Source organism: Melittangium boletus DSM 14713 (assembly GCF_002305855.1).
Taxonomy (GTDB): domain Bacteria; phylum Myxococcota; class Myxococcia; order Myxococcales; family Myxococcaceae; genus Cystobacter; species Cystobacter boletus.
On record NZ_CP022163.1, the window covers coordinates 8046412 to 8071524 of the forward strand.

Sequence of the window (25113 nt, forward strand, 5' to 3'; positions counted from 1 at the left end):
CGCGAGAACCCAGTAATCCAAGACAATCAATCGTTCGCGGCAATCATGGATGCCAGGGTATCCATGAGTTGCGTGGGATCGACGGGCTTGGACACATGGACCTGGAAGCCGGCGCCCAGCGCGTGGGCGCGATCCTCCGGGCGCGTATAGGCGGTGATGGCGGCGGCGGGCACCTGGCCTCCGCGCTCGGGGGGCAGGGCGCGCACGCGGCGGATGAGGCTGTAGCCGTCCTCGCCGGGCATGCCGATGTCGGAGACGAGCAGGTCCGGAGGGGCATGCAGCAGCATCTCCAGGGCCTCGGCGGAGCTGGCCGCGGTCGTCACCTGCGCGCGGCTCCTTTCCAGGAGGGTGCGGAGGATTTCCCGCGTGTCGTGCTCGTCGTCCACCACCAGGACGCGCACGCCGGACAGATCGGGCAGGTGCTCGGGGCGTGACCCGAGTCCTGGCGCGAGCAGGAGACGGGGCTGGGTGGTGGCTCGCGCGGGGATGAGCGGCAGCCGCACCGTGAAGCGGGCTCCCCGGCCCTCGCCGTCGCTGTGGGCATGGACGGTGCCGCCCTGAGATTCCACCAGGTGCCGCACGATGGACAGGCCCAGGCCGAGGCCCCCGTAGCGGCGGGTGGTGCTGCCATCGGCCTGCTGGAAGCGCTCGAAGACATGCGGGAGGAACGCGGGGGCAATCCCCTGGCCCGAATCGCTCACCTCCAGCTCCACCTGCTTCTGGACCCGCGCGAGCCGCACGCGCACCTGTCCCCCGGGGGGCGTGAACTTGATGGCGTTGGTGAGCAGGTTCCACGCGACTTGCTGCAGCCGCTGCGCATCGCCCAGCACGAGTCCGCCGCCCTCCACCTGGGCCTCCAGCCGGATGTCGCGCGCGGCCGCCGCCGGACGCACCACGTCCAGCACCGCCTCCACCACCGTGGCCAGCTCCACCGGTTTGACTTCCAGGCGCATCCTCCCGGCGACGATGCGTGAGATGTCCAGCAGGTCATCCACGATCTGCGCCTGGGCCCGGGCGCTGCGCTCCACCGTCTCCAGGGCGCGCGCCTGCTTCTCCGGGGGCAGGGGCGTGGTGCGCAGGATGCTCGTCCACCCGAGGATGGCGGTGAGCGGCGTGCGCAGCTCATGGCTGACGGTGGCGAGGAACGCGTCCTTGGCGCGGTTGGCTTCCTCGGCCCGGTCCCGCTCCTGGCGCGCCAGCTCGAAGAGGCGCACGTGCTCCAGGCCGATGGCGGCGCGGTGTGCCAGCTCCTCGGCCAGCCGGATGTCGTCGCCATCGTAGGGCCGGTGTCCCTCGCCCGCGAGCAGCAGCAGGACGCCCCGGTGACGGCCCTTCACGGTGATGGGCACCGCGAGCGTCCGCAGGCCCAGGAAGGCCCTCCTCGCCTCGCGCCGGGCCGCGTCCGGCTCCGTGGCGAGCTCTTCCTCGGTGAGGGCGGGAAGGGACTCCACCCGGCCATGCGCCAGCACGCCGCGCACCGCGTGGGGCACGTCCCCGCACCGGTCCGCCTCGCGCAGGCGCAGGGCCCGTAGGGGATCCACATCCGTGAAGGCCACGCGCCCGACCGGGCCCTCGTCCTCGCGCAGGTAGACACCACACCACTCGGCCAGCCGTGGCACGAGACAGCGCGTGAGACCCTCGAGCGCCTGGCGCAGCTCCCAGGTGGAGGACAGCGCCGTGCTCGCCTCGGTGAGCAGCTCCAGCGTCTGGCGCGCCCTGCGCTGGGCGGTGATGTCGGTGATGGAGCCCACCCACTCGCGCACGGAGCCGTCCAGCTCCAGCACCGGCACACCCCGCGACACCACCGGGGTGTAGGTGCCATCCGCGCGCCGCAGGCGGTACTCCGCCTCGAAGAGTCCGCGGGTGGAGAAGGCGAGCCGCCACGCCTCCGAGGCGCGTGCCCGATCCTCGGGATGGATGGCGTTCCACCACCCCGAGCCATCGCGCCAGTCCTCGTAGTCCTGTCCGGTGAAGGCGCACCAGGTGGGCGAGTCCTCGCGGAAGCGGCCCGTGGCATCCGTCGTCCACAGGAGCGTGGACGTGGCCACCACGAGTGAGCGGAAGCGGACCTCGCTCAGGCTCAACTCCTCCGCCAGCCGCTCCGCGCGCCAGCGCCCGCGCACCACCTCCGTCACGTCGAAGGCGAACACCGTCACGCCGTCCACCCGGCCTCCCGCGCCTGGCAGGGGCTGACAGGTGAGGTGGAACAGGCGCTCCTCGCGGGCGCCCCCCGGTGTCTCCACCACGAGCGGTACCTGTTCCAGCACGAGGGCCTCTCCCGTGCCGTACACCTGGTTCAACACCTCCAACAGGCCCGGATTCGTGGGCGAGGTTTCGCTGGCGCTCCGGCCAATCACCTCGCGTCCGCCATGCAGTTGCCGGTGGCGGATGTTGGAGATGACGAAGACGTGCTGGGGCCCTCGCGTCACGAAGGCCACCACGGGGGCGCTCGCCACCAGCGCGTGCAGGCTCGCGTACTCCGTGGCCACCTGGTTGAGGGGAGTCACGTCCCGGAGGAAGACGACCTGTCCCTCGGAGGTGGGAAACACCCGTGCCTCCACCCAGGCTCCGAGGGAGTCGAAGTACTCCTCCACCGTGGCGGGGACGTGGCATTCGCTCGCGCGGCGGCAGGCCCGGCCGAACTCCGTGTGCTCCAGGTCGGGCAGCCGCTTCCAGAGCACTTCTCCCAGGAGCTCCGTCCGGGCGTGGCCGAGGATGCGCTCGGCGCCGGAGTTGACATACAGGGGCTTGCCCTCCGAATCGAGGGCGAGCACTCCATCCGTGACGACCTCGAGGAACTGCTCGAGCCGAGGCGGCACGGCGCCGTGCGCTTCCGTCAGGGCGACCATGCGCGAAATCGTGACAGGTTGGCCGCGCCGCCGCCGCCGTCCCCGGGGACGGGCGCCAGGAAGTGAACGGGCACGGCTCCGATTCTCGCGGGCCGGTAACGCCAGCGTTCGGCGGCCCACATCATGCCCCCATCAGGCCAACAGCGACGCCACCAGCGCGGGCCAGTCCGTCTGGGGCGGAAGCCGGCCCTCGGCGTGCTCGGGACGTCCGCCGCCACGTCCCCCGGCGGCCTCGGCGGCGCGCTTGAGGAAGGCCCCACAGCCGAAGGTGGAGCCCGCGCCCCGGGCGATGAGGACGGCCAGTCCCTCGGGCGAGCGGCCCGCGAGCAGCACCACGGCACCGGGCCGGTTCGTCAGCCGCGCGGCGACGGAGCGCAACTCCTCGGGTGGGGCGCCTTCCAGCACGGCCACCACGCGCTGCTCGGGTGAGCGCTCCAACTGGGCGGCCAGCTCGGCGGCGGTGGCCTCGGCGAGCTTCGCCCGGGCCGCGCCCAGGGCCTCGCGCGCCTCGGTGAGGTCGCGGCGCAGCTTGTCCACGGACGCGGGCACGTCGAGCGGCGCGCAGGAGAACGTCCGGCTCAGCGCGCGCAGCACACCGGCCTCCTGCCAGAGCTCGCTCCGGGCGCGGCCTCCCGCGGAGAAGAGGACGCGGCCCTTGCCCTTGTAGCGTTCCACGCCGAGCACCCGCACGAGGCCCACCTGTCCCGAGCGCGTGCAGTGCGTACCGCCGCAGGGGGACACGTCGAAGCCGGTGATCTGCACCACGCGGATGTTGTCCGTGACCTTGGGCGCGCGGCGCAGGGGGAGGGCGGCCAGCTCCTCGGGCGTGGGGAAGAAGGCGCGGATGGGCACGTCCGCGTCGATGAGGGCGTTGACCTGGGCCTCGGCCTCGGCGACGAGCCGTTCGTCGAGCGCCTCCACGTCCACGTCGATCGTGCACACCGTCTCACCCAGCCGCGAGGACACGGTGTGGGCATGGGCCACGTTCACCAGGGCGCTGGACAGCATGTGCTGGCCGGTGTGCAACGCCATGTGGATGCGGCGGCGCACGGGATCGATGTCGCCGGACAGCTCGGTGCCCGGAGCGGGCAGGGGGGTGCCCTCGGCGAGCTCCAGCAGGTGGTGGACGACCCCGGCATCATCCACCTGGACATCCCGCACGGCGTGGCCCCCGAGCACTCCCCGGTCGGCCATCTGTCCGCCGGCCTCCGGGTAGAAGGCGGTGCGGTCGAGCACCACGGAGGGCAGGCCATTCCAGGTGCCGTGCGCGATGACATGTCCGGTGAAGCGGGTGAGGAAGGGATCGGCGAAGTAGAGGCGCTCGGTGGGGGTCGTCGTCATGGCGGTGGGGAGGGAAGAGGGCTAACGCGGCCCGTAGCGCCGCTTGAGCTCGTCGGAGGACAGGCCGCTCCAGCCAGAGAGCAGGGCGATGACGTCCCGGGCGTGGATGAAGTGGAGCGTGTCGCCGGAGAACACGGAGAGGAACACGCCGCCGCACCGGGGCAGCTTCGCGCCGATGGACTCGAGGTAATCCACGAGGCGGGGCAGGACGGTGTCGAGCAGCCACGTCCGCACGTTGCCGTCGGGCAGGAGGAGCTCGTAGCTGATGCCCCGCGAGGACTCGCCGCCCACCTCGGCGCGCATGCGGGTGATGGCCACGTTGGCCAGGTTGGCGGGGGCCTGGGCGAAGGCGAGGCGGAGCAATTCGTCGGTATCGGCGTCCATGAAGCCTCCTCGGTGGGGAGGGATTCCCAACATGCCTTTCGCGCGAGAGCAAGGGCTTGCTCATGAGAGGGCCAGCCGGTGCACGAAGGCGTGACGGAGTGGCTGCGCTCTCGCGCGAAGGTGATTACGCTCCGGCCATGGGTGACTTGGAACTCGCGGAGGCCCTACGGCGGGAGGGAATCTCCGATCAACGCGTCCTGGATGCGATCCGGGGCTTGAGCCGGGCGGACTTCGTTCCCGATTCACTCCGGGCCTCGGCGACCCAGGATTCCCCGTTGCCCATCGGTCATGGGCAGACCATCAGCCAGCCCTACATCGTGGCGTACATGACGCAGGCGCTGGCGCCCCAACCCGGAGAGCGCGTGCTGGAGATTGGAACCGGCTCGGGCTACCAGGCGGCCGTGCTCGCGAGAATGGGCGCCGAGGTGTACACGGTGGAAGTCCTCCCGGAGCTTGCCGGGCCGGCCCGGGAGCGGCTGGAGCGCCTGGGCCTGCGGAACATCCACTTCCGGGTAGGGGACGGCACGGCTGGCTGGCCGGAGGCCGCGCCGTTCGACGCCATTCTCGGCACCGCGGCCCCCGAGCAACTGCCTCCCGCGCTCTACCAGCAGCTTCGCCCGGGAGGGCGGTTGCTCGTGCCGGTGGGCCCCCAGAAGGGAAACCAGGAGCTGATCCGCGTGACCCGGCCGCTCCACGGAGCAGGGGAGGCGCCCCAGGTGGAGAAGTTGCTGGCGGTGCGCTTCGTGCCCATGACGAGTACGCCCCCCGTGTCTCTGCCGCATTGAATGGGTGGAGGGGGAACGGCTAACCTCCCGATTCATGATCATCTGCCCCATGTGTGAGCACCAGCAGGCTCAGGGCATCGAGTGCGAAGTCTGTGGAAAGAAGCTCTCCGTGGCCGCGCCCATCGCCGTCGCGGTGGCGCCGTTGCCGGAAATGGAGTTGACCCAATTGCCGGGAGGCCGGGCCCCGGTGCCCGTCGCGGCCATCGCCGACCTGGAACTGACGCGCCAGCAGGCCGTGGGGGCCGTTGCCGTGCAGCCGGTGTCGGATCTGGACACGGGACGCTCCGCTCCGGTGGGCAACATCGTGGCCGCGCCCGTGCAGGATCTGGATTCGGGCCGGGCGCTCTCGGATGGCTACAGGACGGCGGCGCCCACGGGACCCGCCATCTGCCGCTATTGCCGCACGCCGCAGGAGTCGGGACTCGTCTGTGATCGCTGTGGCATGCGCCTCATCAAGCTGCGCACGCCGCCGCCTCAGGCTCGGGCCGGGGAGGGTCTGGTGGCCGCGGGCGAGTGGACGAAGTGCACGAAGTGCCATACCAACGCGCGCGCGGGCCGGGCCTGCGTGTCCTGTGGAACGCCCGTTCCGTCGGCCGGTTAAGCCCCATGAGCCCATCTGACTTTCAAGCCGCGTATGCCTGCAGCGAGGGGTGTGGTTTCCGGGCCTCGCTGTTGGAGATCATCTACCGCTGTCCCAAGTGCCAGGGCCTGCTGGAGGTGGCGCACGACGTGGAGGCACTGAAGACGGTGCCAGCGGAGGAGTGGAAGCGCCGCTTCGCCCAGCGCTTTGGCGCCTCGCGCCTGCCGTATGCCTCGGGTGTCTGGGGCAAGCACGAGTGGGTGTACCCCCAGCTTCCGGCACGGGACATCGTCTCGCTGGGAGAGGGGCGGGTGCCGCTCAAGCCGCTGCCGCGCATGGCGGAGGAGCTGGGCCTGGCGAGCCTGGACTTGAAGGAGTGCGGCGTCTCTCCGACGGGTAGCTTCAAGGACTGGGGCATGACGGTGCTCGTGTCCGCGGTGAAGCACATGCGCGAGCGGGGCGTGCCCATCCGGGCGGTGGCGTGCGCGTCCACGGGAGACACCTCGGCGGCGCTGTCGGCGTACTGCGCGGCGGCGGGCATCCCCTCGGTGGTGTTCCTGCCCAAGGACAAGGTGTCCCTGTCGCAGCTCGTGCAGCCGGTGGCCAATGGCGCGCGGGTTCTGTCGCTCGACACGGACTTCGACGGGTGCATGAAGCTGGTGCAGCAGGTGACGCAGGACGCGGGCCTGTACCTGGCCAACTCCATGAACTCGCTGCGCATCGAGGGCCAGAAGGTGGTGGCCATCGAGCTGTGCCAGGACTTGGACTGGGAGCCGCCGGACTGGGTGGTGATTCCGGGCGGAAACCTGGGCAACGCGAGCGCGCTGGGCAAGGGCTTCGAGCTGATGCACGCCCTGGGGGTCATCTCCAAGCGGCCGCGGATCGCGGTGGCCCAGGCCGAGCGCGCCAACCCGCTCCTGCGCTCCTTCCGGGGCGGCTTCGCGGAGCTGGTGCCCATGCAGGCCGAGCGCACGCTGGCCTCGGCCATCCAGATTGGCAATCCGGTGTCCTTCCGGCGCGCGGTGCGCATCCTCAAGTCCTTCAACGGCGTGGTGGAGGACGCGACGGAGTCCGAGCTGGCCAACGCGGCGGCGCGGGCGGATCGGGAAGGCACCTTCACCTGTCCGCACACGGGCGTGGCGCTCGCGGCGCTGGAGAAGCTGGTGGCCCAGGGAGTGATTGCCCGGGGCTCGAAGGTGGCGGTGGTGTCCACCGCGCACGGGCTCAAGTTCCCGGACTTCAAGGTGGGCTACCACAAGGGCGCGCTGGCGGACGTGACGAGCCGTCTGGCCAATCCGCCGGTGGACCTGCCCGCGAACCTGGACGCGGTGCGCGGGGCGCTCGCGGACCTCTGAACCCGAGTGAGGTGCGGGGAGTCAGGCTTCCTCGTCGGGTAGGAGCGTGCGCAGTAGTTCATCGTCAGGGCCGAGCGGGCGCCAGCCGGCTCGGGGCGGTGTGGCGCGGAGCGTTGCTCGGGCCTGCTTGACGCGCTCCTTATGCGTTTCTGGCGTGTATGCGGACCACGTGCCGAGCGCCATGGCAACCTCTCCACGGCTCGCGTCGTCCAGCTCGGTTGGCCAGCCGTTGGGGAGACTCTCGGATAATTCGCGCACAAGCACGTCGCGAACAAAGCGCGTGACCTGCTTGCGCTGTTCGGCCTCGGCGAGCAATCCGCTCAACACCTGCACTGCCGCGACGTCGTCCTTTCCAAGCTCTTCGGCCAGTAAGTACAACGGGACGGCGGGGCGTGCCTCGGCGAAGGCAGTGAGAGAATCGTAACCCCGTTCGCGAACCCGCTCGTACAGGCGCACCTTCACGCTGCCTTGCCACGCGGATCCGTTGCTCATCGTCCCCTCCAGCGGGTGAAGCTCATTGGGATCTGATAGTCCCTCATCCGCTTCGCGACGTTCTTCAGGATCTCGTTCCGCGTCAACATCCGGCCTGCTTCGGTCTCGGCCTCGTACAGCGCCTCCATGATCATCCGGTTCCATTCACCCGGCCATGAGCGTCCCAGCTTCCAGTCGCCACCGCCGTGGACGGCCTCGTGGTGAGCCTGTTCCAGCTTGACGCAGAACTCGTCGATGTCCATCTCGCCGGTGAAGCCGCGCTTCTCGAACCACTCGCGGAACTCTTTCGGCATGACGTGGTGCTGCGGAGGCTCGGCCATGCCAGCCCTCGCTTTGCCCGTCACGTGCATGGTCCCCACCTCGGGCCCATCGCCCAGCGCGTCGCGCACGCCCTGCGGCAGCTCGCCATGCGCCTGCGTCAGCATCACCTGGCCCACTTGAATTCGCACGGCGGCGCTGACGACGGGCAGGGAGAGAACGCCCAAGCGCACCAACTAGCGCATCATCTCCACCCACTCAGCGGACACGATCATCCGCGTGCCCATCATCACACCGTTGCCTCCAACCGAGAGGCTGATGCCGACCATGATGGGAGCGGACGGTGGCGCCGAGGGCAGCGAGAACTTCATCGTCGAGAGCATCGTGACAGTCTCGATGGCTTCCTTGAGAACCAGCGCCTTCCGGAGATTCTCCGCCGCGATGCGCATTCTCTCTTCAGTGGCCGCGAATTCGTCCGTGAGGTGGACCAGCGGGGGCACGTCTTGCGCCGCGGCCTCCACCTGCCCGTGCTCCCTGGAGGAGAGCGCCGCCATCACGGGCTCGATCATCTCCTGCCTGCGCCACAGGTCCGCGAACAGCGTTTCCGCGGGGTAGAGGTGCTGTTTGAGCGCGATGTCGGCGAGGTTGAGGAAGTCGAGCCAGACGGCGAGCAGGAGCGAGCCCACCATAGTGGCTTCCAGCGGTGGGCCGGCCACGCGCAGCAGGGAGATCCGCATGTCCGGATCCTCCACCTCAGAAGCGGCGTTGGCCAGCCGGGTTGCGGCGGCGAGCTGGGCGTCCATCCACCGCAGTTGAGCGGTGACGTAGTCGGTGTAACGGAGGAAGACACCGTTTCCGTTGGCGAGGCCCCGGCTACTCGCCTTGAGCCGGGCGAGTTCGACGGAAATGCGGCGGGTGGAGCCTGACACTTCGCGAATGGCACCGCGAAACGCCAACTGGGCCGCGAGGGCCCTTTGCCGCGCCTCCCTTTCCGCGCTGTGTGGGCCCGCCGCTGTCATCTCCTCACGGGAGACCCGACGCCGGTGCAACCGCTCAGGTGTTTCGGTCTCAGGCGTTGAGACGAGGAGGCGGGGAGACTCGACACCCTGCCTCTGGGCCGATGCAGGCCTTGTGGCCTCGTTGGGAGTGTAGCTCAGGCTCGTTCCCCTGCCATGCGGTGGCGTCAGAGACACACAGCCGGTGGATAGCAGGGCCAGGGCGAGCAAAAGGCCCTCCCAACGGGCCCGGGACAAGTCAGCGCGCATTGTCTACTCCCAGGCTCACGGAGTTGATGGTTCCAGGGCGCAGCGCGCCCACTCCTTCCAGAAACAGCGGTGTGCCGCCCGTGCCCAACGCATCGTGGACCTGGACGCGGTGCGCGGGGCGCTCGCGGACCTCTGCGGCACAGAATCCCGATGCCCCGGGCCTCGTGCTCGGGGCGTCAGGTGAGGCTTCTCAGTAGCAGGCGCCACAGCGCACGGCGCCGATGGGCCCGGCGTCGTAGGAGTCGCCCGTGGAGGCGTTGTCGCAGTACAGGTGCTGGATGTTGCCGTAGTTGGCGCCGCAGACCTTCTCGCACTCCCAGATGCGGGTCGACGTGTAGCCGGCGGGACAGGTCGGATTGAGTCCCTGTTCCGTCTGGCCAGGCTCCTGGGTGTCCTCCACCACGGGACCGCCACATGCGGTGAGGGCGAAACCAACGGCGGCCAGGGCGATGAGCTTCTTCATGGGTTGCTCCTATGGGGGGGGGGGGGGACTGCGGGGAAGACAGACATTGTGAGCGCTTCACCAAGAGGCTGTCCATCCTCCACCAGGCGGATTACCCGGCCACCGGAGCACCGGGCACGATGCCATAGAGCGTCGTGATCTCCCGGGACCGGGCGGCGTGGAGCGGATCGCTCTTGTCCTTCGCCTTGCCGTGACGCGCCGGGGCGGAGCGCTTCCACTTCACCACGAGACCCCGTTGGGCGAGCTGCTCGTCCAACCACTCCGGTGAGCGCAAGCCAAGCAGCACCGCGAGATCCGACAGCAGCAGCAGGCCCTGACCGCCGGGATTCAGGTGCGCGGCGAGCCCATCCAGGAAGCCGAGCAGGAAGCGGTTGTCCTCGTCGAACACCGCGCGATCCACCCGGTTCTTGGGCGGCTCGGGAATCCACGGCGGATTGCTGACGATGAGGTCCGCCTTGCCCGGCGGGAGGAGATCGGTCTCCAGGACCTGGAAGCGTTTGGACAAACGCAGGCGTTCGGCGTTCTCCCGGGCGCAGGCCACGGCGCGCGAATCACAATCCGTCGCCGTCACCGCCGCCGCCCCGCGCTGCAACAGGATGAAGGACAACACGCCGGTTCCCGTGCCTACGTCGAACACCTGCTTGCCTTTGACATCGGTGACGGAGAGCAGCAACTCCACGTAGTCGGTGCGCGTGGGCAGATAGACGCCGTAGTGCGGATGGAGCTTGCCCTCGAGGCCAGGGACCGCGAGCCCCTTGCGCCGCCATTCCGCAGCGCCGAGCATGCCCAGGAGCGTCTTGAGGGACACGAGGGTCCGGTCGGCCTCTGGCTTGCCCCACACCTGGCGGCAGGCCTCGGCGACGTCGGGCGCGCGCTTCACCTCCAGCCGGTACTCCCGGTCGAGCGCCACCACGATGCGCGACAGGGTGTCGTGTTCCAACTGGCGGGCGCGGCGCTCGGCGCGGAAGGCCTCCAGGGGTGAGCGGGCCGCCGGAGGGTGGGGCAGGCGGCGGGCCATTGCGCCCACGAGCTGCTTCGCGTTGTGGAAGTCGCCCGTATAGAGCAGGTACTCGCCGCGCCGGACCCGCCGCAGCGCCGTGTCCGCCGTGAGGCGGTCATCGACCGGGGACAACTTCGACGGGGCGGGCTCGCCGCTCTCCGAACGCCAACTCGTGGAATCCATACCCCGCCCTACATCGTTCCGGCCGGATCTTGCAACGAGTATGGTGGTCTGCCCGGGTTACTTCGAAAGTTAAGTTGGGTGCTCTATCTAAAGGACGTGCGAAGCGTCCACTTCGACAATCCTGACCTGATTTTTGTTAGGTGCTCTTAGGCTTGTGAGGGGGCAGTTCTTCCGGCAGCGGTATCCGGACGAGCTTCAGCCCTTTTGGCCCGTGGTCAATGACTGTGAATCCCTGGCCGGCGACCCTGACGAGTTGGCCATCCTTCGCTGTTCCGCCTGCGAGCCACGCATCTGCTTCTTCGCGCGTGGCGAATGTGTGTGCGACCTGGACTCCTTCGATCGCAGGGGTCGTTATTTTGCGAAAAAATTCGCGAAACTCTTCGAGTTTCTTGAGGTCGTCCCGGATGTATAGCAGCGCGGTCGCACAAACCCGAAGCGCCTCGTCCTCGGGCGTCTTCTCGGTATGGCGTCTGCTTATGTCCTCCATGGTTCGGAGGACGGCATTGGCATCGAAATTCTTATTGTATGTCATTGTGAGAAAGGGCTTAGAGTGCAAGGGGGGCGAGAATCAGCGCGCCGCTTCCGCCGGTAGCGAGGATGAAGGCGGTGCCTGCAACAATGACGACGGTCCCGAGTGCTACTTCGGCCTTGTGGGCCCGAATCCAGTCTCGTGCCTTGTCGAAACTCGAGAACTCGAGCGGAGGGCGTCTCTTCGCTCGCTCCGCGTCCTCCTTCTCCTTTTCATCGACGCACTGCATGTACTGTTTGCGGCACTCTCTCGTGCAGTGCTCGTAGTACCACTCGTTGTGTTCGACGTGCGGGTAGGGCTGCTTCGTGGACTCCCAGCATTGGGTGAAGCACTGGTTCAGCTCGTCGTCGCAGTCGTATCCGGAGCCTCCTGTTCCGAGTGCACTGCCAACTCCGCTTGCGTCCTCGTCAATGAGATAGGGTTGGGCATTCTGGGCATTAAGGTCCCCGGCCGGCCGAGCGTGGACGCAGCTGGCGCAAACCATCATTGCGACACTCAGCAGCGCCAGCAGCCTCATGCCTCCTCCATCATCGACACGAGTGGGTCTGGCTGCGTTGCTACCCGTAGGGTCAGTGACAGGACACCCAACCATGTCTCGAAACCTCAAGCGAAATCCCTAGTAATATCAGGGGGTTAGAGGATTTTTGTTGGGGGGGGGGGGGGGGGGGGGGGCTGTACAGAAATTCAGTAGCCTGAACCCACCGACTGGTCTCCAAACCGCCCGTTCCGTCCGCGTTGATTCTGTTGATTCTACGGACCGACACCACCTACCCTAAAGGGTCGGGCGGTAGAGTGACAACGTCCACCCTCCCAGTTGAGGCTGGTAGTAAACGTTTTCGACTTCGTGCAAGACGCTCACTCAACCCTCTCCCGAGGTTGAGCATTGGCCACATTTAACCAAGCATCTTTATCCTCGTGTGCGCCACGCCAGGCTCGGTCCCGTTCAAGATGGGGGGGAGGCGGCCTTCTCCAGTCCCTCGTCGAGCAGCGACACCACCATCGGAGGGTGTCTCGGCCTGAGCGCGAGCGTCCGCTACAGTCTCGCCCCTGACATCTCCGGATCCCTCAGATCCGTGAGCGCCACCACCAAGGAATAGAAGGATGGTTGGCTGACTTGAGCACCTCGACTCTGGCCGCTGGGCCTGGATGGCGGCAAGGGCCTCAAGGGCGCGAGACAGCTGGCCGGCGCTCCAGGTGCGCGGCTCTTCGAGCAGTAGCCGCAGTGCCTGGTACACGTGCTGCCGGTGTTCGAAGTCGGGCGCTGGCCCGGGCAACCTCTTGAAGAGGGCTTGCTCGCCTTGCTCACGCCAGCTCTTGAGCAAGCAGGACCCGCTGCACCCAGTCCCGCTCGTCAGCATCCACATCCGAGGAGCGGCTGATGTCCCTCAGCCGCTCACGCACCGCCTCGTCCACTCTCAGCGGTCCCTTGCCGGGGGTGGACAATATCTATGATCTATGTCCGGGTGCTTAGTCCTTGGTGCAGACGACGTCGTCAACCTGGAGATGGTCGCGGTCGGCCTCGCTGCGGCTTGGGTAGAAGAACAAGCGCCAGTCGCGCACGTTCCCGTTGAAGCGGAAGAAGACTGGCCGCCACTCATCGCTGTCGACGGCGAGGAAGTCCGTCTGAGGACTCCACCCACCGCTCGAATAGCTGCGGTGGCGAATGGTGCCATGCCCCCGCACTCGGTATGAACAGGAGTAGCTACCGATCGGGACGTTGAACTTCTCGGTCGTGAAACGCTCGGCCACCTGGATGGGGGTCACGAACTGCAGCGCGATCGAGCCGCCATGCACCGCCGTCGTGTACGGCACAAGCCGCGAGGGCTTTATCTGCGTGCCGGGGTCCGCGGAGCCGTTGTCGATGCCATACCAATAGTCTGGGATGAAATGCTCCCCCTGATAGGGAATGGAATAAGTATTCCAGCTCTCGAACCCGCCATTGCGGATGATGTTCGCGGAGTGGTCAGCGGAAACACAGCGTTTGGTTCCCGGATCACAGGCCGGCAAATCACCCAGGCAATCGTACGTTGTGAAGCAAGCTCCCTCCGCCAACTCACACACGCCCGTCCTGGGGTTACAACTCGTCGCGGGGTGGCCGCACGTGACGCCCGCGCACGGGTCGCCTTCAATGCAGAGATGCGTGGAGACCTCGCAGACCGGCGTCTCTGGCGTGTCCGCGCAGTCCGCGTGACGGGTGCAGCGATCCTCCGCCACCACGCACGTATTGCCCTCATCGCACGCCTGCCACTCGCTGCAGTCGGCGGCGGAGTTACAGCGATTGGCAAGCGGCTCGCAGGTCGCGGTGCTGTTCACACACCGCTCCCAGGGCTCGCAACTGACCACGTCGCACGGCTCCGGGGCCCGTACGCAGCGCACATCATCCAGGAGCAGATGATCCCCGCTGGTATTTCGGACACTGAAAACGAGTTCAAAGGTGTCGAAGACGTCGCTGGCGAGATTGAAGCTGTACGTCAGACGGGTCCACGACTGGGTATTGAGCGAGGTGTACCCCGAATAGCTGGAGTAATCGTCGCTGAAGAAGGCGTTGCGAATGTCTCCATTGCCCCGCGCCTGGAATGTGCATGAGTAATGGCCAGCAGGCATCGACTTGGCCTGGGTCGTGAAGCGCTTGTGCGAACTCGACGTGTTGACGAGGCGAACCGCGTTCACCCCTTCGAAGGCACGCGTGGTCTCCTTCTGAACCCCATCGCTGGAGATGCTCGACTTGCTCCCGAACCACAGCACCGGGAGAGAACCGGGCCATTCTTCAAAGCCCCAGTTGCCGATGACGTTCACCTCCAACGGCACGCCCGCGTCTCCGCCCGCGTCCGGTGTCCCTGCCCCCGCGTCGGGCGTCTCTCCGCCTGCATCCGGCAGTCCCACTCCCGCGTCCGGCGTCTCTTCTCCGCCTCCCGCGTCCGGCAGTCCCGCTCCCGCGTCCGGCGTCTCTTCTCCGCCTCCCGCGTCCGGCAGTCCCGCTCCCGCGTCCGGCGTCTCCTCGCCGCCTCCCGCGTCGGGCGTCTCCTCACCACCTCCCGCGTCTGGCGTCTCTTCGCCTGCATCCGGCAGCCCCGCTCCCGCGTCTGGCGTCTCTTCGCCTGCGTCCGGCAGCCCTGCTCCCGCGTCCGGCGTCTCCTCGCCGACTCCCGTGTCCGGCTGATGCTGTCCGGGATCACGCGATTCCTCTGAGTTCGAACCGCCGCAGGCGACCACCAAGGCCAGCAACGAAGCTAGACACACCCGAAAAAATGTCACCGCGAGCCTCCAACTCCTAGAACACGCCTCTCGTACCACATTCTCACGGATAGCGCGCAGCAGCGGGGCGATGCCGCCCCCTCGCATTCAACTCGTGGTTTCAAAGAAATCACAGTCATCACGAATCAACGTTGATTCTCCGGCAATCAAGAAAGAGTGCCGTCATCGACATCCCTCCTGCCAGCACAACGCCAAATCGAACCAAGGCCAGAGGGGGCAATTGAGTCAGTGAGCCTGCTCCGGTTGGGGGCGCATCCGGCCAGCGGCGTGGTGCTCGTATACGAGTAGACTCGGGCACCATGAAAGCCCTGCACCGCAAAGAGCTCTATGGCTGGTCCGTCTTCGACGAGGCGCGCAACCTGGACTTCCACAGCGTCCTGTGGGTACGCCCCGAGGGCAACGTGGTCATCGATCCGCTCCCGCTGTCCACGCACGATGCCGCGCACCTGCGCTCGCTCGGAGGTGTGGCCTGGGTGGTGGTGACCAACTCGGACCACGTCCGCACCACCCGCGAGTTGGTCTCCGCTTTCGGCGCGAAGGTGGCCGGCCCTGGTGCCGAGGCGGAGACCTTTCCTCTCAGGTGCGACCGGTGGCTCTCCACGGGCGACGAGCTCGTCCCCGGGCTGGTGGCGATGGAACTGCACGGCTCCAAGACGCCCGGCGAGCTGGCCCTGCTGCTCGAGGACACGACGCTGGTGACGGGGGACTTGATTCGCGGCCACATGGGTGGACGGCTCAACCTCCTGCCGGAGGCGAAGCTGAAGGACTTCGTCCAGGCCCGAGCCTCGGTGCACGAGCTGCTTGCACGAGGGCCGCGCATCGACGCGGTGCTGGTGGGCGATGGTTGGCCGGTGTTCCGCGGCGGACGCGCGGCCCTGGAGGAACTCTCGCAATCCCGATACGATTCGTGCTGACAGTTCCTAATGCCGCTCCAACTCCCTGTCCCACGCGCACACCGGCCCATTCACCGCGTAGCGGTAGGCGCTGGAGACATCCTCGAAGTCCTCTGGGGGGAGCGCGGCGAGGCGCTCGCGCAGGAAGCCCGGGTCGCTGAGCTCCTCGCGGTGCTTGAGATCGGCGTTCGCCCGCACCACGACGGGAATCACCCGGAGCACGGCTTGCATGCAGTCCTCCCGGGTGGCGCGCGCCATGCGCGCCACCGTCAGCGCCATGTGCTCGCGCACCGAGGCAGGGCCCCCGGGGCACCACGCCTCCAGCGTCTCGCGGTAGATGTACTCCATGAGAGCATCGAGCGTGTGGTGGGTGTCGGGCACCCTGTACGCATAACGCGGGCCCTGGAGCACGTCCCAGAAGCGCAACAGCGCGGCGAGCCGACTGGCCATGCGCTCCGAGCTCCGTAGCGGGGGAGGAGACACCGCATGGTAGAGCGCGCCCCATGGGGTGCCCAGGCAGAAGGACTCAAAAGCCTCCTCCATGCGCTGGCGCTCCTCTTTCGGGACGCCCTCTTCCAAGTTCATGAAGACGTCGATGAACATGTGAATCCGCCAGCTCGAGCGACACATGAATTCAAACTCGGCCGCCGAGTGCATCACCAGAGGCTCGCCGGGCGACACCTGGAGCATCCGCCGGGGCTGGGTAAAGCCACCCGTCTTGCGGTACTCCCGGGCCCACCCTTGGCTCTTGGCCCTGACTTCGCGGCGGATGGCGCTGATAGGGCCGTGGAGCATCGCGGGGAACTCGAGCACCGGGGACTGTGGCACGATCATGGCTCGGGCCCTACCATGGCGGTCACGTGTGCCTCAAGCGCCAGGACCCGCGCTCGCTCCGAGGGCGCCGGACGCCTCCCACTTGCTCAGCGGCAGTCCACGGGTAGGTAGACCTGGCCCTGGAATCCGCTGGGCCATTCGCCCTTTTCGTAAGCAGCCCGGAGCACCTGCTCGGCTACCTGACCGCGCTGTTCTGCTTCTTCCCTGGGCAACGCCTCTTCCTTCTGGGCCGCGCGCTCCTTCCAGGAGGCATGGGACTTCTCGCGCCGGTAGCTCCAGCGGTACAGCGTCACTCCGGGCTCTGGCGTACGCCAAGACAATTGCCAGAGTGCTCCTCCGTTCTCGAATTCGAGGAAGAGAGACCCTTCAAAGCCAGTGCCTCCCGCGAGTTTCTTGTCAGGCTTGATGGCATCATTCAGAGCTGCCAGGTAGCGCCCCGCCTGTTCTCTGCCTTCCTTGCGTCCCTCCTCATTGTCCGGTTTGATCTCGAAGAGCACGAGGGCGTCCGTATCGGTGATGTCTGGGCGCAAGCGTCTGACGAACTCCGGGAGACGCTCGGGGTCTCCCAACTTCCCATTCTTCACAATGGTAGAGAGATTGATGGTGTTCAGGAAGACGGCGTTGGTGGGGTGCTGCACGCTGTACTGCCTGCCAATGGCGAGGTGTGCGGCCCTGCCAAGAAAAGCGCCCCAGGGCTCCGTGGAGTCTGGCTTGCGGCCCGGGAGCCTGGACGAAGGAGGCTCCGCTTGGGCGCCGAGGGTCGCTCCGAGCACCAGGAGAAAGACCGCCAGCCTCCAGGTGCTTCGCATCCCGCGTCCACTCTCCTTCATGTCCACCTTACGCCTCCGGTGTCAGTGTCAAGTTTCGAGTGGAACATCTCGCTATTTTGGACGCGTGGAGCGCCGGACGGCTGTCGCTCCCTTCTTCTCGCCTCGCACCGTTGCTGACTTCCGTTTTGGTGCCACGCGCCCGCGAGCGCTCTCGAGATGCGTTCGTGCCGCCGGCGTACGAAGCGCCGGCAGGTGTGCGAGCACCAGCGGATAGCCCTCGTAGTGCGGCGTGAGGAAGTACACGTCGGGCTTCGCCCGGATGAGAAACTGCTGCTCATCGACCGTCTCGACAGACAGCACCACGGTCGTGCCATCCTCTTTCAATCGTGCGAGGAGCTTTCCCCGGCACTTCAGCGCTGGCGTCCCATAGGACGTCCCCTCCTCGACATCCGGCAGCTTCAACCCCAAGGCACAGAACTGCTTCCAGGTCATGGCGGCAGCTTACATCGTGAGAGGGAGGGGCAGAATCTCCCTTGAAAATCCTGTAACTTCACCGGGATGCGGAAGAAGCCAGGACACCACCCCCAAGCTCATCTCGAAGGCTTGCGCCAACGCGTGCCCGCTGACGGCGAAACGGCCGGGCCTCGTCTGCGGATCGGCTCTGGGGCGGAGGGGCTCGAACGTCTTGAAGCATCGTTCACGGGCCAGGCGTTTTCCCCGCACCGTCACGATACCTATGCGATTGGCATGACGCTGACGGGCGTGCAGACGTTCCGCTATCGTGGAGAGCGGCGGCATTGCCTCGCTGGCGAAGGACACATCCTCCATCCCGATGAGCTCCATGACGGCGGAGCGGGCACCGAAGAAGGATTCGGGTACAGGATCCTCTATGTCGATCCGTCGCTCGTTCAACAGGCGCTGGATGGAAAGCCATTGCCCTTCGTCGCCGACCCCGTCGTCAAACATCACGACATGGATCCGGCCCTGATCGCCTGCTTGAACGATATCGACGAGCCGATTGGCGACTGCGAGCGTGTCGAAATCGCGCTCGTGATCGCGGGAGTGCTGGAGAAGCATTCTTCCGCGCCCCGGAACAAGAGGGTTCCGCTCTGCATGGCCTCGTTGTTGCGCGTGCGTGACCTCATCGCCGACGACCCGATGATCCAGCATCCGGTCAAGGAGTTCGAACGTGTTTCGGGCTTGGATCGCTGGACGATCGCGCGTCAGTTTCGCGCCGCGTTTGGCACGAGCCCGAGCCGCTTCCGCACCATGCGGCAGTTGGATCTCGCGCGCCTGATGATCATCGGCGGCATGCCGCTGCGCGACGCCGCGTTGGAGGCGGGCTTCGCCGACCAGAGTCACCTGTCGCGCATGTTCAAGCGGACCTACGGCCTGACTCCCGCGAGGTGGGCCGCGGCGCTTACCTAGCACCGGAGTCCGTTCGGGCCTCGATCGCGCGAACGACCGCCACCATGTCGGCCTGGCCATGTCCCAGCGCCACGGTCTCGCCGTACAGGGAGTGACAGACATCCAGCAGGGGCGAAGCCACGTGGGACTCTCTTGCCGCCTCGGCGATCAGCCGATTGTTCTTCAAGACATCGGTGCTCGAGGCCTGGACGGCGAAGTCCCGGGCCACCAGCTTGAGCGCCTTCACGCGTGACACGCTGCTCGCCATCGGACCGGCGTCGAGCACGGCGAGGAACTGTTGCATGTCCAAGCCATGCTGGCCGGCGAAATGAGCCGCCTCCGCGAGGCCGGTGACCATGGTGATCAGGAACAGGTTGACCGAGAGCTTCATGAGCAGCGCGCTCGGGACGGGTCCACAGAGGATCGTCTCATGGCACATCGGTTGGAGCAGCGGGCGAACCTCCTCCAGGGCCGCGCTCTCGCCGGCCAGCATCGCCACGAGCTGCCCGGCCTCGGCGGGCTTCCGCGAGCCAGAGACGGGCGCTTCGACATAGCTGCCTCCCGCGGCGCGAATGTCGGATTCGAGCCCGCGCGAGTACTCGGGCGAGGTCGTCCCCATGTGGACGATCGTGTGCCGCGCGACGTTCGCGCCGAAGTCCGGCGTGCCACGGCCCAGGGCGGAATCGATCGCGGCGCCGTCGGCCAACATGAGGATCACGACGCGTGCCTGTCCGAAGACCTCGGCGGCGCTCGCCGCCACCTTCGCACCGGCCGCGCGCAAGGGCTCACACTTGTCAGCGGAGCGGTTCCAGACGACGAGCGTCACTCCCGCACGGGCCAGATTGAGCGCCATGGGTTGTCCCATGACGCCGAGGCCGATGAAACCGATGTCCATATGTACCTCCAGCCGATGTGGCTCCTGACTTAGTCCAGGGGGGTGGGGGCTGCCTTGAAGGGTTGTGCGAACTCCCTGGGAGGTCGTGCCCGGACTGGTGGGGCCACGCAACCCGTGCGCCGACTCGACGTGGCCCCGGGGTTCCGCTAGCTTCGCCACCCCGTGAACGCCGATACGCAGAACCACCGAGAGCAGCTCGAGCGCCTCCAGGAGGCGTTGTCCACCCGCCAGAGCACCTTGCTCTTCGCCCACGCGGGCTTGTCCTTCGTCGTCTCGCTCATCCTGGGCGGCGCCACGGCCAAGCTCTTCTGGGACTCGGCGAAGACGCCGTACCTGGCGTGGCTGGGCCTGGTGGCCACGATGGGGCTGTTCGTCTATGGCCTCCTGCGTCTGCGCAAGGGCCGCACGGTGTTGGCGGACGAGCTGGCGCGCTATGAGACCATGCTCGAGCTGCGCCGCCGGTTGGGACTGGACGAGCCCGTGGCGCTGCCCCGGTGAGCCCGGCTCCGAAGCCCGCCGCGCGTGGGCGTCTCATCGTGTTGGAAGGACTCGACGGCGCGGGGACCACCACCCAGGTGGAGCGCCTGGCGGCGGCCTTGCGCGCCGAGGGTCATCCCGTCTTCACCACCCGCGAGCCCTCGGACGGACCGGTGGGCGTGCTCATCCGCCAGGCCCTCACGGGCCGGGTGGTGCTGCCGGGCGGGGCGGGCCCCCTCGCGCCGGAGACCCTGGCGCTCCTGTACGCGGCGGACCGGACGGACCACCTCCGGGCCCGGGTGTTGCCCGCGCTCGAGGCGGGGCAGGTGGTGCTCAGTGATCGCTCCGTGCTCTCGTCGCTCGCCTACCAGGGCGCGTCGCTGCCCATGGAGTGGGTGGAAGCCATCAACACGCACGCGGTGCCCGCGGACCTGACGCTCTTCGTGGAGGTGTCCATCGAGGTGGCGGCACGGCGGCGCGCGGCGCGGGGAGGCCCGGAGGAGCTCTTCGACGCCGAGGAGAAACAGCGGCGCATCTCCCGGCAGTACGCGGCGGCCATCAAGCTGCGGGGCAAGCGCGAGCACGTGGTGCGCATCGACGGAGACCCGTCCGTGGAGGCCGTGACGGAGGCGTGCCTGACGCGGGTGCGCAAGCTGCTCGGACAAAAGCCCGGTCGCGCGGCGGCGGTGCGCTAGAGTCTCGTCCTCATGGAGCCCATGGGCGCGGCGGCGGTCATCATCGGCAACGAGGTCCTCACGGCCAAGGTGGTGGACGCCAACGGTCCCTACCTCATCCAGCGGCTGCGCGAGGTGGGCATCCCCCTGCGCTCGTTGGAGATCGTCCCCGACGAGGTGGACTTCATCGTGGAGGCGGTGTCCCGGGCGCGGCAGCGGGCGAAATACGTCTTCACCAGTGGCGGCATCGGGCCCACGCACGATGACGTGACGGTGCGCGCGGTGGCGCTGGCCATGGGGCGCAGGGTGGTGCGATTGCCGGAGATGGTGGAGCTCATCCGCCAGAAAGGTCCGGAGCGCATGACGCCCGAGGTGATGCGCCTGGCGGATGCCCCCGAGGGCGCGGTGCTCCTGCATCAGTCGGGGAACTGGTACCCGGTGCTGACGGTGGAGGACGTCTTCCTCCTGCCCGGCGTGCCCCAGCTCTTCCGCACGCAACTGGAGACGGTGCTCGGGCGGCTGAGCGGTACGCCCGTGCACCTGCGCGTGCTGTACCTGACCGCGGGCGAGAGCGCGGTGGCGGGGGCGCTCGATCGGGTGGCGCTGGACATGCCGCACGTGGCGATCGGCTCCTACCCGATGTTCGACCCGGCCCTGGACTACTCCGTGAAGGTGACGGTGGAGAGCGTGGACAAGGCCGAAGTGGAAGCGGCCTTCGCCCGGCTCCTGGAGGAGTTGCCGGAAGGCGCGCTCCTGCGCACGGAGTAGGGTCTCGACGGGTTTTCCCCTCGATGCGCTGATTCCTCGGCTCGTGTCATGTAAGCATTCGTACAACGCCGTTCGCGCGCCGCGTCAGGCGGTCGGGAAGGGTGGACAGGGACCGGGGCCCTGGGTTTCATGACGGGAGTTTCACCCGAGGAGAACCATGTCCGACACGCTTGATTGGCGGCCCCAGGAACCAGCCGAGGCCCTCTCGGACTACGCGGTGCTGGCGAGGCGCTGGGTGCAGCAGGGGTGGTCGTTGCGCGCCATCGCCCTGTGCAAGATCATCCTCCGGCTGGAGCCGGATCACGCTCCGACGCGGCGGTTGTTGTCGGAGCTCGACGCGCGCAAGTTGGATCCCAACGCCCCCGTGGGCCCCGCCGTGCCGAGACCCGTTCCACTGGAGCGGGAGCTGGAGCGCAAGCCCGCGAGCGCGTCCCTGCTCTCGGGACTGGGCCAGTGGGAGTTCGAGACGATGCTCGAGTCCCTGGAGCTGCGGGACTTCGAGGCCGGCGAGACGATCGTGGAGGAGGGCACGCCTGGTGACTCGCTCTTCGCCATCGTGGAGGGGCGCGTGGAGGTGGTGCGGACGCTCAAGTCGGGGCGGCGGCGCACGGTGGCCGTGCTGGAGGAAGGCGACTTCTTCGGCGAGATGTCGCTCCTGTCCCACGTGCCGCGCATGGCGAGTGTGAGGGCCTTCGAGAACACGGCGGTACTGGAGCTGACGCGGGAGCGGCTGTCGCTCATCGTCCAGCGGCACCCATCCGTGGAAGGGGTGCTGCGCGAATTCCACCGCGAGCGGCTGCTCGACAACGTGCTGCGCAGCAATCCGCTCTTCCGGCTGCTGTCGAACGAGCAGCGCGAGGTCCTGTCGCACGACTTCGAGCTCCGGGCCCGGCCCGCGGGCGCGGTCCTGCTGGAGCAGGGGCAACCCGCGGACGCGCTCTACCTCTTGCTCCAGGGACAGTGCCAGGTGCTGCACCGGGACGGGACGCATGGCGAGCGCATGCTGCGCACCCTGCGTGAGGGTGACATGTTCGGGGAGATCGCCCTGATGCTCGGCCTGAATGCCACCGCCACCGTGCGCGCGGAGACGTCCTGCCTGCTGCTCCGCCTGGACCACGGCAGCTGCGAGCGGCACCTGCTCGAGCAGCCCGCCGTGCGCGAGGCGCTGGCCCAGATGGGCCATGAGCGCCTGTTGCGCAATGCCGGGTTGATGGCGCCGCTTCCGGATGAGGCGACGGGCTCCTGAGCTGACCTCGTTCCGGACTCAGAGCCCGGGGAGACGCCCGGGCCCTCCAGGTCCATCGGGTTAGCACGTTCTGGAGTCCCTGGGGGAGACACCGCCGCGTCATGGGACTTGTCCTCGGGCCAGCGGACGGCTAACTCCGGCGTTCTTCGCGGGAATCCTACGAGGAAGGCAGGGCGCGTCATGCAGGTGGTCAGTGTGAAGAAGGCGCTGGAGGGCTCGATCGCTCCGGACACCAAGGTCGAGGTTCGCGGCTGGGTGCGCACCCGCCGGGACTCCAAGGCGGGCATCAGCTTCGTCAACGTGAGTGATGGCTCCACCTTCGATCCCATCCAGGTGGTGGCGCCCAACGCGCTGCCCAACTACGAGAAGGACGTGCTGCACCTGACCGCGGGCTGTTCGGTCATCTGCCGCGGCACGCTCGTCAAATCCCAGGGCAAGGGCCAGTCCTTCGAGATCCAGGCCGACGAGGTCCAGGTGCTCGGCTTCGTGGATGATCCAGACACCTATCCCATCCAGCCCAAGCAGCACACGCTGGAGTTCCTGCGGGAAGTGGCCCATCTGCGCCCGCGCACCAACACCTTCGGCGCCATCACCCGCGTGCGCCACACGGCGGCCCAGGCCATCCACCGCTTCTTCCACGAGGAGGGCTTCTTCTGGGTGAACACGCCCATCATCACCGCGAGCGACGCGGAGGGCGCCGGGCAGATGTTCCGCGTGTCCACGCTCGACGCGGTGAACCCGCCTCGCACGGAGGGCGGGAAGATCGACTGGAGCAAGGACTTCTTCGGCAAGGAGGCCTACCTCACCGTCTCCGGCCAGCTCAACGTGGAGGCGTACTGCCTGGCGCTGTCCAAGGTGTACACGTTCGGCCCCACCTTCCGCGCGGAGAACTCCAACACCACCCGGCACCTGGCCGAGTTCTGGATGATCGAGCCGGAGATCGCCTTCGCCAACCTGAACGACGACGCGGACCTGGCCGAGCGCTTCCTCAAGTATGTCTTCAAGGCGGTGCTCACCGAGTGCGCCCCGGACATGAAGTTCTTCGAGGAGCGCCAGCTCAAGGGCGTGACCGAGCGGCTGGAGAAGTTCATCCAGTCGAGCTTCGAGCGCATCGATTACACGGATGCGATCGAGATCCTCAAGAAGGCCAAGAAGAAGTTCGAGTACGCGCCCGAGTGGGGCAAGGACTTGCAGACCGAGCACGAGCGCTACCTCGCCGAGGAGCACGTGGGCCGGCCCGTGGTGGTGATGAACTACCCCGAGCAGATCAAGGCCTTCTACATGCGCATGAACGACGACGGGAAGACCGTGGCGGCCATGGACGTGCTCGCGCCGGGAATCGGCGAGATCATCGGCGGCAGCCAGCGCGAGGAGCGGCTGGATCGGCTGGACGAGCGCATGAAGAAGTTCGGCCTGCACCCGGAGGGCTACCAGTGGTTCCGCGATCTGCGGCGCTACGGCTCGGTGCCGCACGCGGGCTTCGGGCTCGGCTTCGAGCGGCTCATCGTCTACATCTGCGGCTTGCAGAACATCCGCGACGCCATTCCGTACCCGCGCGTGCCAGGCTCGGCGCAGTTCTGAGACGATCGCCCGCCGGCTCGGCGCTCCGCTCGGTGTGAGCGGAGCGCCCCGCGCGCTACTCGCCGAACAGCGTCCACGTGGTCGGGTTGGGCGCGCAGCCGCCGTTGAGGCACACCACGTCGAGCTCCCGGTTGATGCCCGTGGCGGGGTTGCGGCACTCCGCGTCCGTCGTGCAGGGCACGGCGGGAGACAGGCCCAGCACCCGGTACTCGGCCGTGCAGTTGCCATCGCCGAACACGAGCGAGCCCCGGAACAACACGCCCGGCGCCGACGGCGAGGAATAGAGGTACACGTCGCTGAACTGGTAGTCGACCGTCCGGGCGGGCAGGGCGGCACCGCTTCCATCCGTCACGGCCCGCGCCGCGATGGAGATCCGGCTGAACGACGGCACCCGGCACCCGTCCTGGGCATCCGGCTCGTTGGGGAACGAGGTGGACAGCGCCGTGGCCAGCCGCGAGGCCTGGAGCGCCCCGGTGGGATCCGTGGGATTCGCGGGGTCCTCCGGCGGCGTCAGCTCCACCCGGGGCCGCCGCGTCCCCGCGCTGTCGATGTACGTCGCCAGCGACACCGCCGCCTGGGGCCGCAGGGCCATGGTCGACGGCGTACGGGGATCCTCGCTCGCGGGAACCAGGTACTTGTACACCCCGAAGGTGTCGCTGGTGAGGGCGCCGCACGAGGTGGAGGCCTCGGCGGGGTTCTTCAGGACATAGGCGACATGCCAGGCCCCATCCTGCACCTGACAGCCGGCGGAGGGTTGCTCGGCACAGCCCACCAGGAGGCCCGCCGTGCCCCCCAGCCATATCGCGGTCACGCTACGCATGCTCATCGC

At 67.7% G+C, this 25113-nt stretch carries 26 protein-coding genes; 10 read left to right on the forward strand and 16 right to left on the reverse strand.

Annotation, left to right across the window (positions count from 1 at the left end):
* Window positions 1–26: 26 nt before the first annotated feature.
* The 3 genes from MEBOL_RS33425 to MEBOL_RS33435 form a co-directional block, all read right to left on the reverse strand.
* Complete coding sequence (locus MEBOL_RS33425) at window positions 27–2849, reverse strand: hybrid sensor histidine kinase/response regulator (RefSeq protein WP_095981227.1); 2823 nt, start codon at window positions 2847–2849, stop codon at window positions 27–29.
* A gap of 132 nt (window positions 2850–2981) precedes the next feature.
* Complete coding sequence (locus tag MEBOL_RS33430; protein ID WP_095981228.1) at window positions 2982–4190, reverse strand: alanyl-tRNA editing protein; 1209 nt, start codon at window positions 4188–4190, stop codon at window positions 2982–2984.
* A gap of 21 nt (window positions 4191–4211) precedes the next feature.
* A complete protein-coding gene (locus tag MEBOL_RS33435) occupies window positions 4212–4574 on the reverse strand; it encodes an STAUR_1299 family protein (RefSeq protein WP_095981229.1) in 363 nt (120 codons plus the stop codon).
* 137 nt (window positions 4575–4711) lie between these two features.
* On the opposite strand from MEBOL_RS33435, the gene MEBOL_RS33440 reads away from it, so the two are divergent.
* From MEBOL_RS33440 to thrC, 3 genes are read left to right on the forward strand one after another with little or no spacing between them, the layout of a single operon-like run.
* Entirely contained in the window at window positions 4712–5359 is a 648-nt protein-coding gene (locus tag MEBOL_RS33440; protein ID WP_095983159.1) for a protein-L-isoaspartate(D-aspartate) O-methyltransferase, read from the forward strand.
* Window positions 5360–5408: 49 nt separating this feature from the next.
* Window positions 5409–5960: a hypothetical protein gene (locus tag MEBOL_RS33445; protein WP_245919053.1), complete on the forward strand. Its 552-nt coding sequence runs from the start codon at window positions 5409–5411 to the stop codon at window positions 5958–5960.
* Between the two features lie 5 nt (window positions 5961–5965).
* A complete protein-coding gene (gene thrC / locus MEBOL_RS33450) occupies window positions 5966–7294 on the forward strand; it encodes a threonine synthase (RefSeq protein WP_095981231.1) in 1329 nt (442 codons plus the stop codon).
* A gap of 21 nt (window positions 7295–7315) precedes the next feature.
* Here thrC and MEBOL_RS33455 read toward each other — a convergent pair whose 3' ends face one another.
* From MEBOL_RS33455 to MEBOL_RS33485, 8 genes are all read right to left on the reverse strand, one after another.
* The gene (locus MEBOL_RS33455; RefSeq protein ID WP_095981232.1) at window positions 7316–7786 is read right to left on the reverse strand and encodes an NUDIX hydrolase; all 471 of its coding nucleotides are present in this window, start codon (window positions 7784–7786) and stop codon (window positions 7316–7318) included.
* A complete protein-coding gene (locus MEBOL_RS43335) occupies window positions 7783–8271 on the reverse strand; it encodes a DUF2380 domain-containing protein (protein WP_245919054.1) in 489 nt (162 codons plus the stop codon). The genes MEBOL_RS33455 and MEBOL_RS43335 overlap by 4 nt, the downstream gene beginning before the upstream one ends.
* Window positions 8272–8280: 9 nt before the next feature.
* Window positions 8281–9063, reverse strand: a complete 783-nt coding sequence (locus MEBOL_RS43340) for a hypothetical protein (RefSeq protein ID WP_245919056.1) — start codon at window positions 9061–9063, stop codon at window positions 8281–8283.
* A gap of 436 nt (window positions 9064–9499) precedes the next feature.
* The gene (locus MEBOL_RS33465) at window positions 9500–9772 is read right to left on the reverse strand and encodes a hypothetical protein (RefSeq protein ID WP_095981233.1); all 273 of its coding nucleotides are present in this window, start codon (window positions 9770–9772) and stop codon (window positions 9500–9502) included.
* A 91-nt stretch (window positions 9773–9863) separates the two neighbouring features.
* The gene (locus tag MEBOL_RS33470) at window positions 9864–10955 is read right to left on the reverse strand and encodes a methyltransferase (protein ID WP_095981234.1); all 1092 of its coding nucleotides are present in this window, start codon (window positions 10953–10955) and stop codon (window positions 9864–9866) included.
* A gap of 136 nt (window positions 10956–11091) precedes the next feature.
* Entirely contained in the window at window positions 11092–11487 is a 396-nt protein-coding gene (locus MEBOL_RS33475; RefSeq protein ID WP_095981235.1) for a hypothetical protein, read from the reverse strand.
* A 13-nt stretch (window positions 11488–11500) separates the two neighbouring features.
* The gene (locus MEBOL_RS43345; RefSeq protein ID WP_245919058.1) at window positions 11501–12001 is read right to left on the reverse strand and encodes a hypothetical protein; all 501 of its coding nucleotides are present in this window, start codon (window positions 11999–12001) and stop codon (window positions 11501–11503) included.
* Window positions 12002–12951: 950 nt separating this feature from the next.
* Complete coding sequence (locus MEBOL_RS33485) at window positions 12952–14709, reverse strand: ICP22 family protein (RefSeq protein ID WP_245919060.1); 1758 nt, start codon at window positions 14707–14709, stop codon at window positions 12952–12954.
* Between the two features lie 329 nt (window positions 14710–15038).
* On the opposite strand from MEBOL_RS33485, the gene MEBOL_RS33490 reads away from it, so the two are divergent.
* Window positions 15039–15653 carry an MBL fold metallo-hydrolase gene (locus MEBOL_RS33490; protein ID WP_095981237.1) on the forward strand — a complete coding sequence of 205 codons (615 nt, stop codon included), beginning with the start codon at window positions 15039–15041 and terminating at the stop codon, window positions 15651–15653.
* A gap of 6 nt (window positions 15654–15659) precedes the next feature.
* On the opposite strand, the gene MEBOL_RS33495 is transcribed toward MEBOL_RS33490, so the two are convergent.
* The 3 genes from MEBOL_RS33495 to MEBOL_RS33505 all read right to left on the reverse strand — a co-directional run bounded on the left by MEBOL_RS33495 (window position 15660) and on the right by MEBOL_RS33505 (window position 17728).
* Window positions 15660–16466, reverse strand: coding sequence for a hypothetical protein (locus MEBOL_RS33495; protein ID WP_095981238.1), 807 nt, complete (start codon window positions 16464–16466; stop codon window positions 15660–15662).
* 86 nt (window positions 16467–16552) lie between these two features.
* A complete protein-coding gene (locus MEBOL_RS33500) occupies window positions 16553–17275 on the reverse strand; it encodes a hypothetical protein (RefSeq protein WP_245919062.1) in 723 nt (240 codons plus the stop codon).
* Between the two features lie 72 nt (window positions 17276–17347).
* Window positions 17348–17728: an MmcQ/YjbR family DNA-binding protein gene (locus tag MEBOL_RS33505; protein ID WP_095981239.1), complete on the reverse strand. Its 381-nt coding sequence runs from the start codon at window positions 17726–17728 to the stop codon at window positions 17348–17350.
* Window positions 17729–17794: 66 nt separating this feature from the next.
* Here MEBOL_RS33505 and MEBOL_RS33510 point away from each other — a divergent pair, with 66 nt between their 5' ends.
* Window positions 17795–18664, forward strand: coding sequence for an AraC family transcriptional regulator (locus tag MEBOL_RS33510; RefSeq protein ID WP_095981240.1), 870 nt, complete (start codon window positions 17795–17797; stop codon window positions 18662–18664).
* Here the strand turns inward: MEBOL_RS33510 and MEBOL_RS33515 are convergent.
* The gene (locus MEBOL_RS33515) at window positions 18657–19538 is read right to left on the reverse strand and encodes an NAD(P)-dependent oxidoreductase (RefSeq protein WP_095981241.1); all 882 of its coding nucleotides are present in this window, start codon (window positions 19536–19538) and stop codon (window positions 18657–18659) included. The genes MEBOL_RS33510 and MEBOL_RS33515 overlap by 8 nt on opposite strands.
* A 162-nt stretch (window positions 19539–19700) precedes the next feature.
* On the opposite strand from MEBOL_RS33515, the gene MEBOL_RS33520 reads away from it, so the two are divergent.
* The 5 genes from MEBOL_RS33520 (at window position 19701) to asnS (ending at window position 24284) form a co-directional block, all read left to right on the forward strand.
* Window positions 19701–20036: a hypothetical protein gene (locus MEBOL_RS33520; protein WP_095981242.1), complete on the forward strand. Its 336-nt coding sequence runs from the start codon at window positions 19701–19703 to the stop codon at window positions 20034–20036.
* A complete protein-coding gene (gene tmk, locus MEBOL_RS33525) occupies window positions 20033–20710 on the forward strand; it encodes a dTMP kinase (protein WP_095981243.1) in 678 nt (225 codons plus the stop codon). The genes MEBOL_RS33520 and tmk overlap by 4 nt, the downstream gene beginning before the upstream one ends.
* A 12-nt stretch (window positions 20711–20722) precedes the next feature.
* A complete protein-coding gene (locus MEBOL_RS33530; RefSeq protein ID WP_095981244.1) occupies window positions 20723–21457 on the forward strand; it encodes a competence/damage-inducible protein A in 735 nt (244 codons plus the stop codon).
* Between the two features lie 157 nt (window positions 21458–21614).
* Window positions 21615–22703 carry a cyclic nucleotide-binding domain-containing protein gene (locus MEBOL_RS33535; protein WP_095981245.1) on the forward strand — a complete coding sequence of 363 codons (1089 nt, stop codon included), beginning with the start codon at window positions 21615–21617 and terminating at the stop codon, window positions 22701–22703.
* Between the two features lie 180 nt (window positions 22704–22883).
* Window positions 22884–24284 (forward strand): asparagine--tRNA ligase, encoded by a 1401-nt coding sequence (gene asnS / locus MEBOL_RS33540; protein ID WP_095981246.1) that lies wholly within the window; start codon window positions 22884–22886, stop codon window positions 24282–24284.
* 55 nt (window positions 24285–24339) lie between these two features.
* Here asnS and MEBOL_RS33545 read toward each other — a convergent pair whose 3' ends face one another.
* Window positions 24340–25104, reverse strand: a complete 765-nt coding sequence (locus MEBOL_RS33545; RefSeq protein WP_095981247.1) for a hypothetical protein — start codon at window positions 25102–25104, stop codon at window positions 24340–24342.
* Window positions 25105–25113 lie beyond the last annotated feature (9 nt).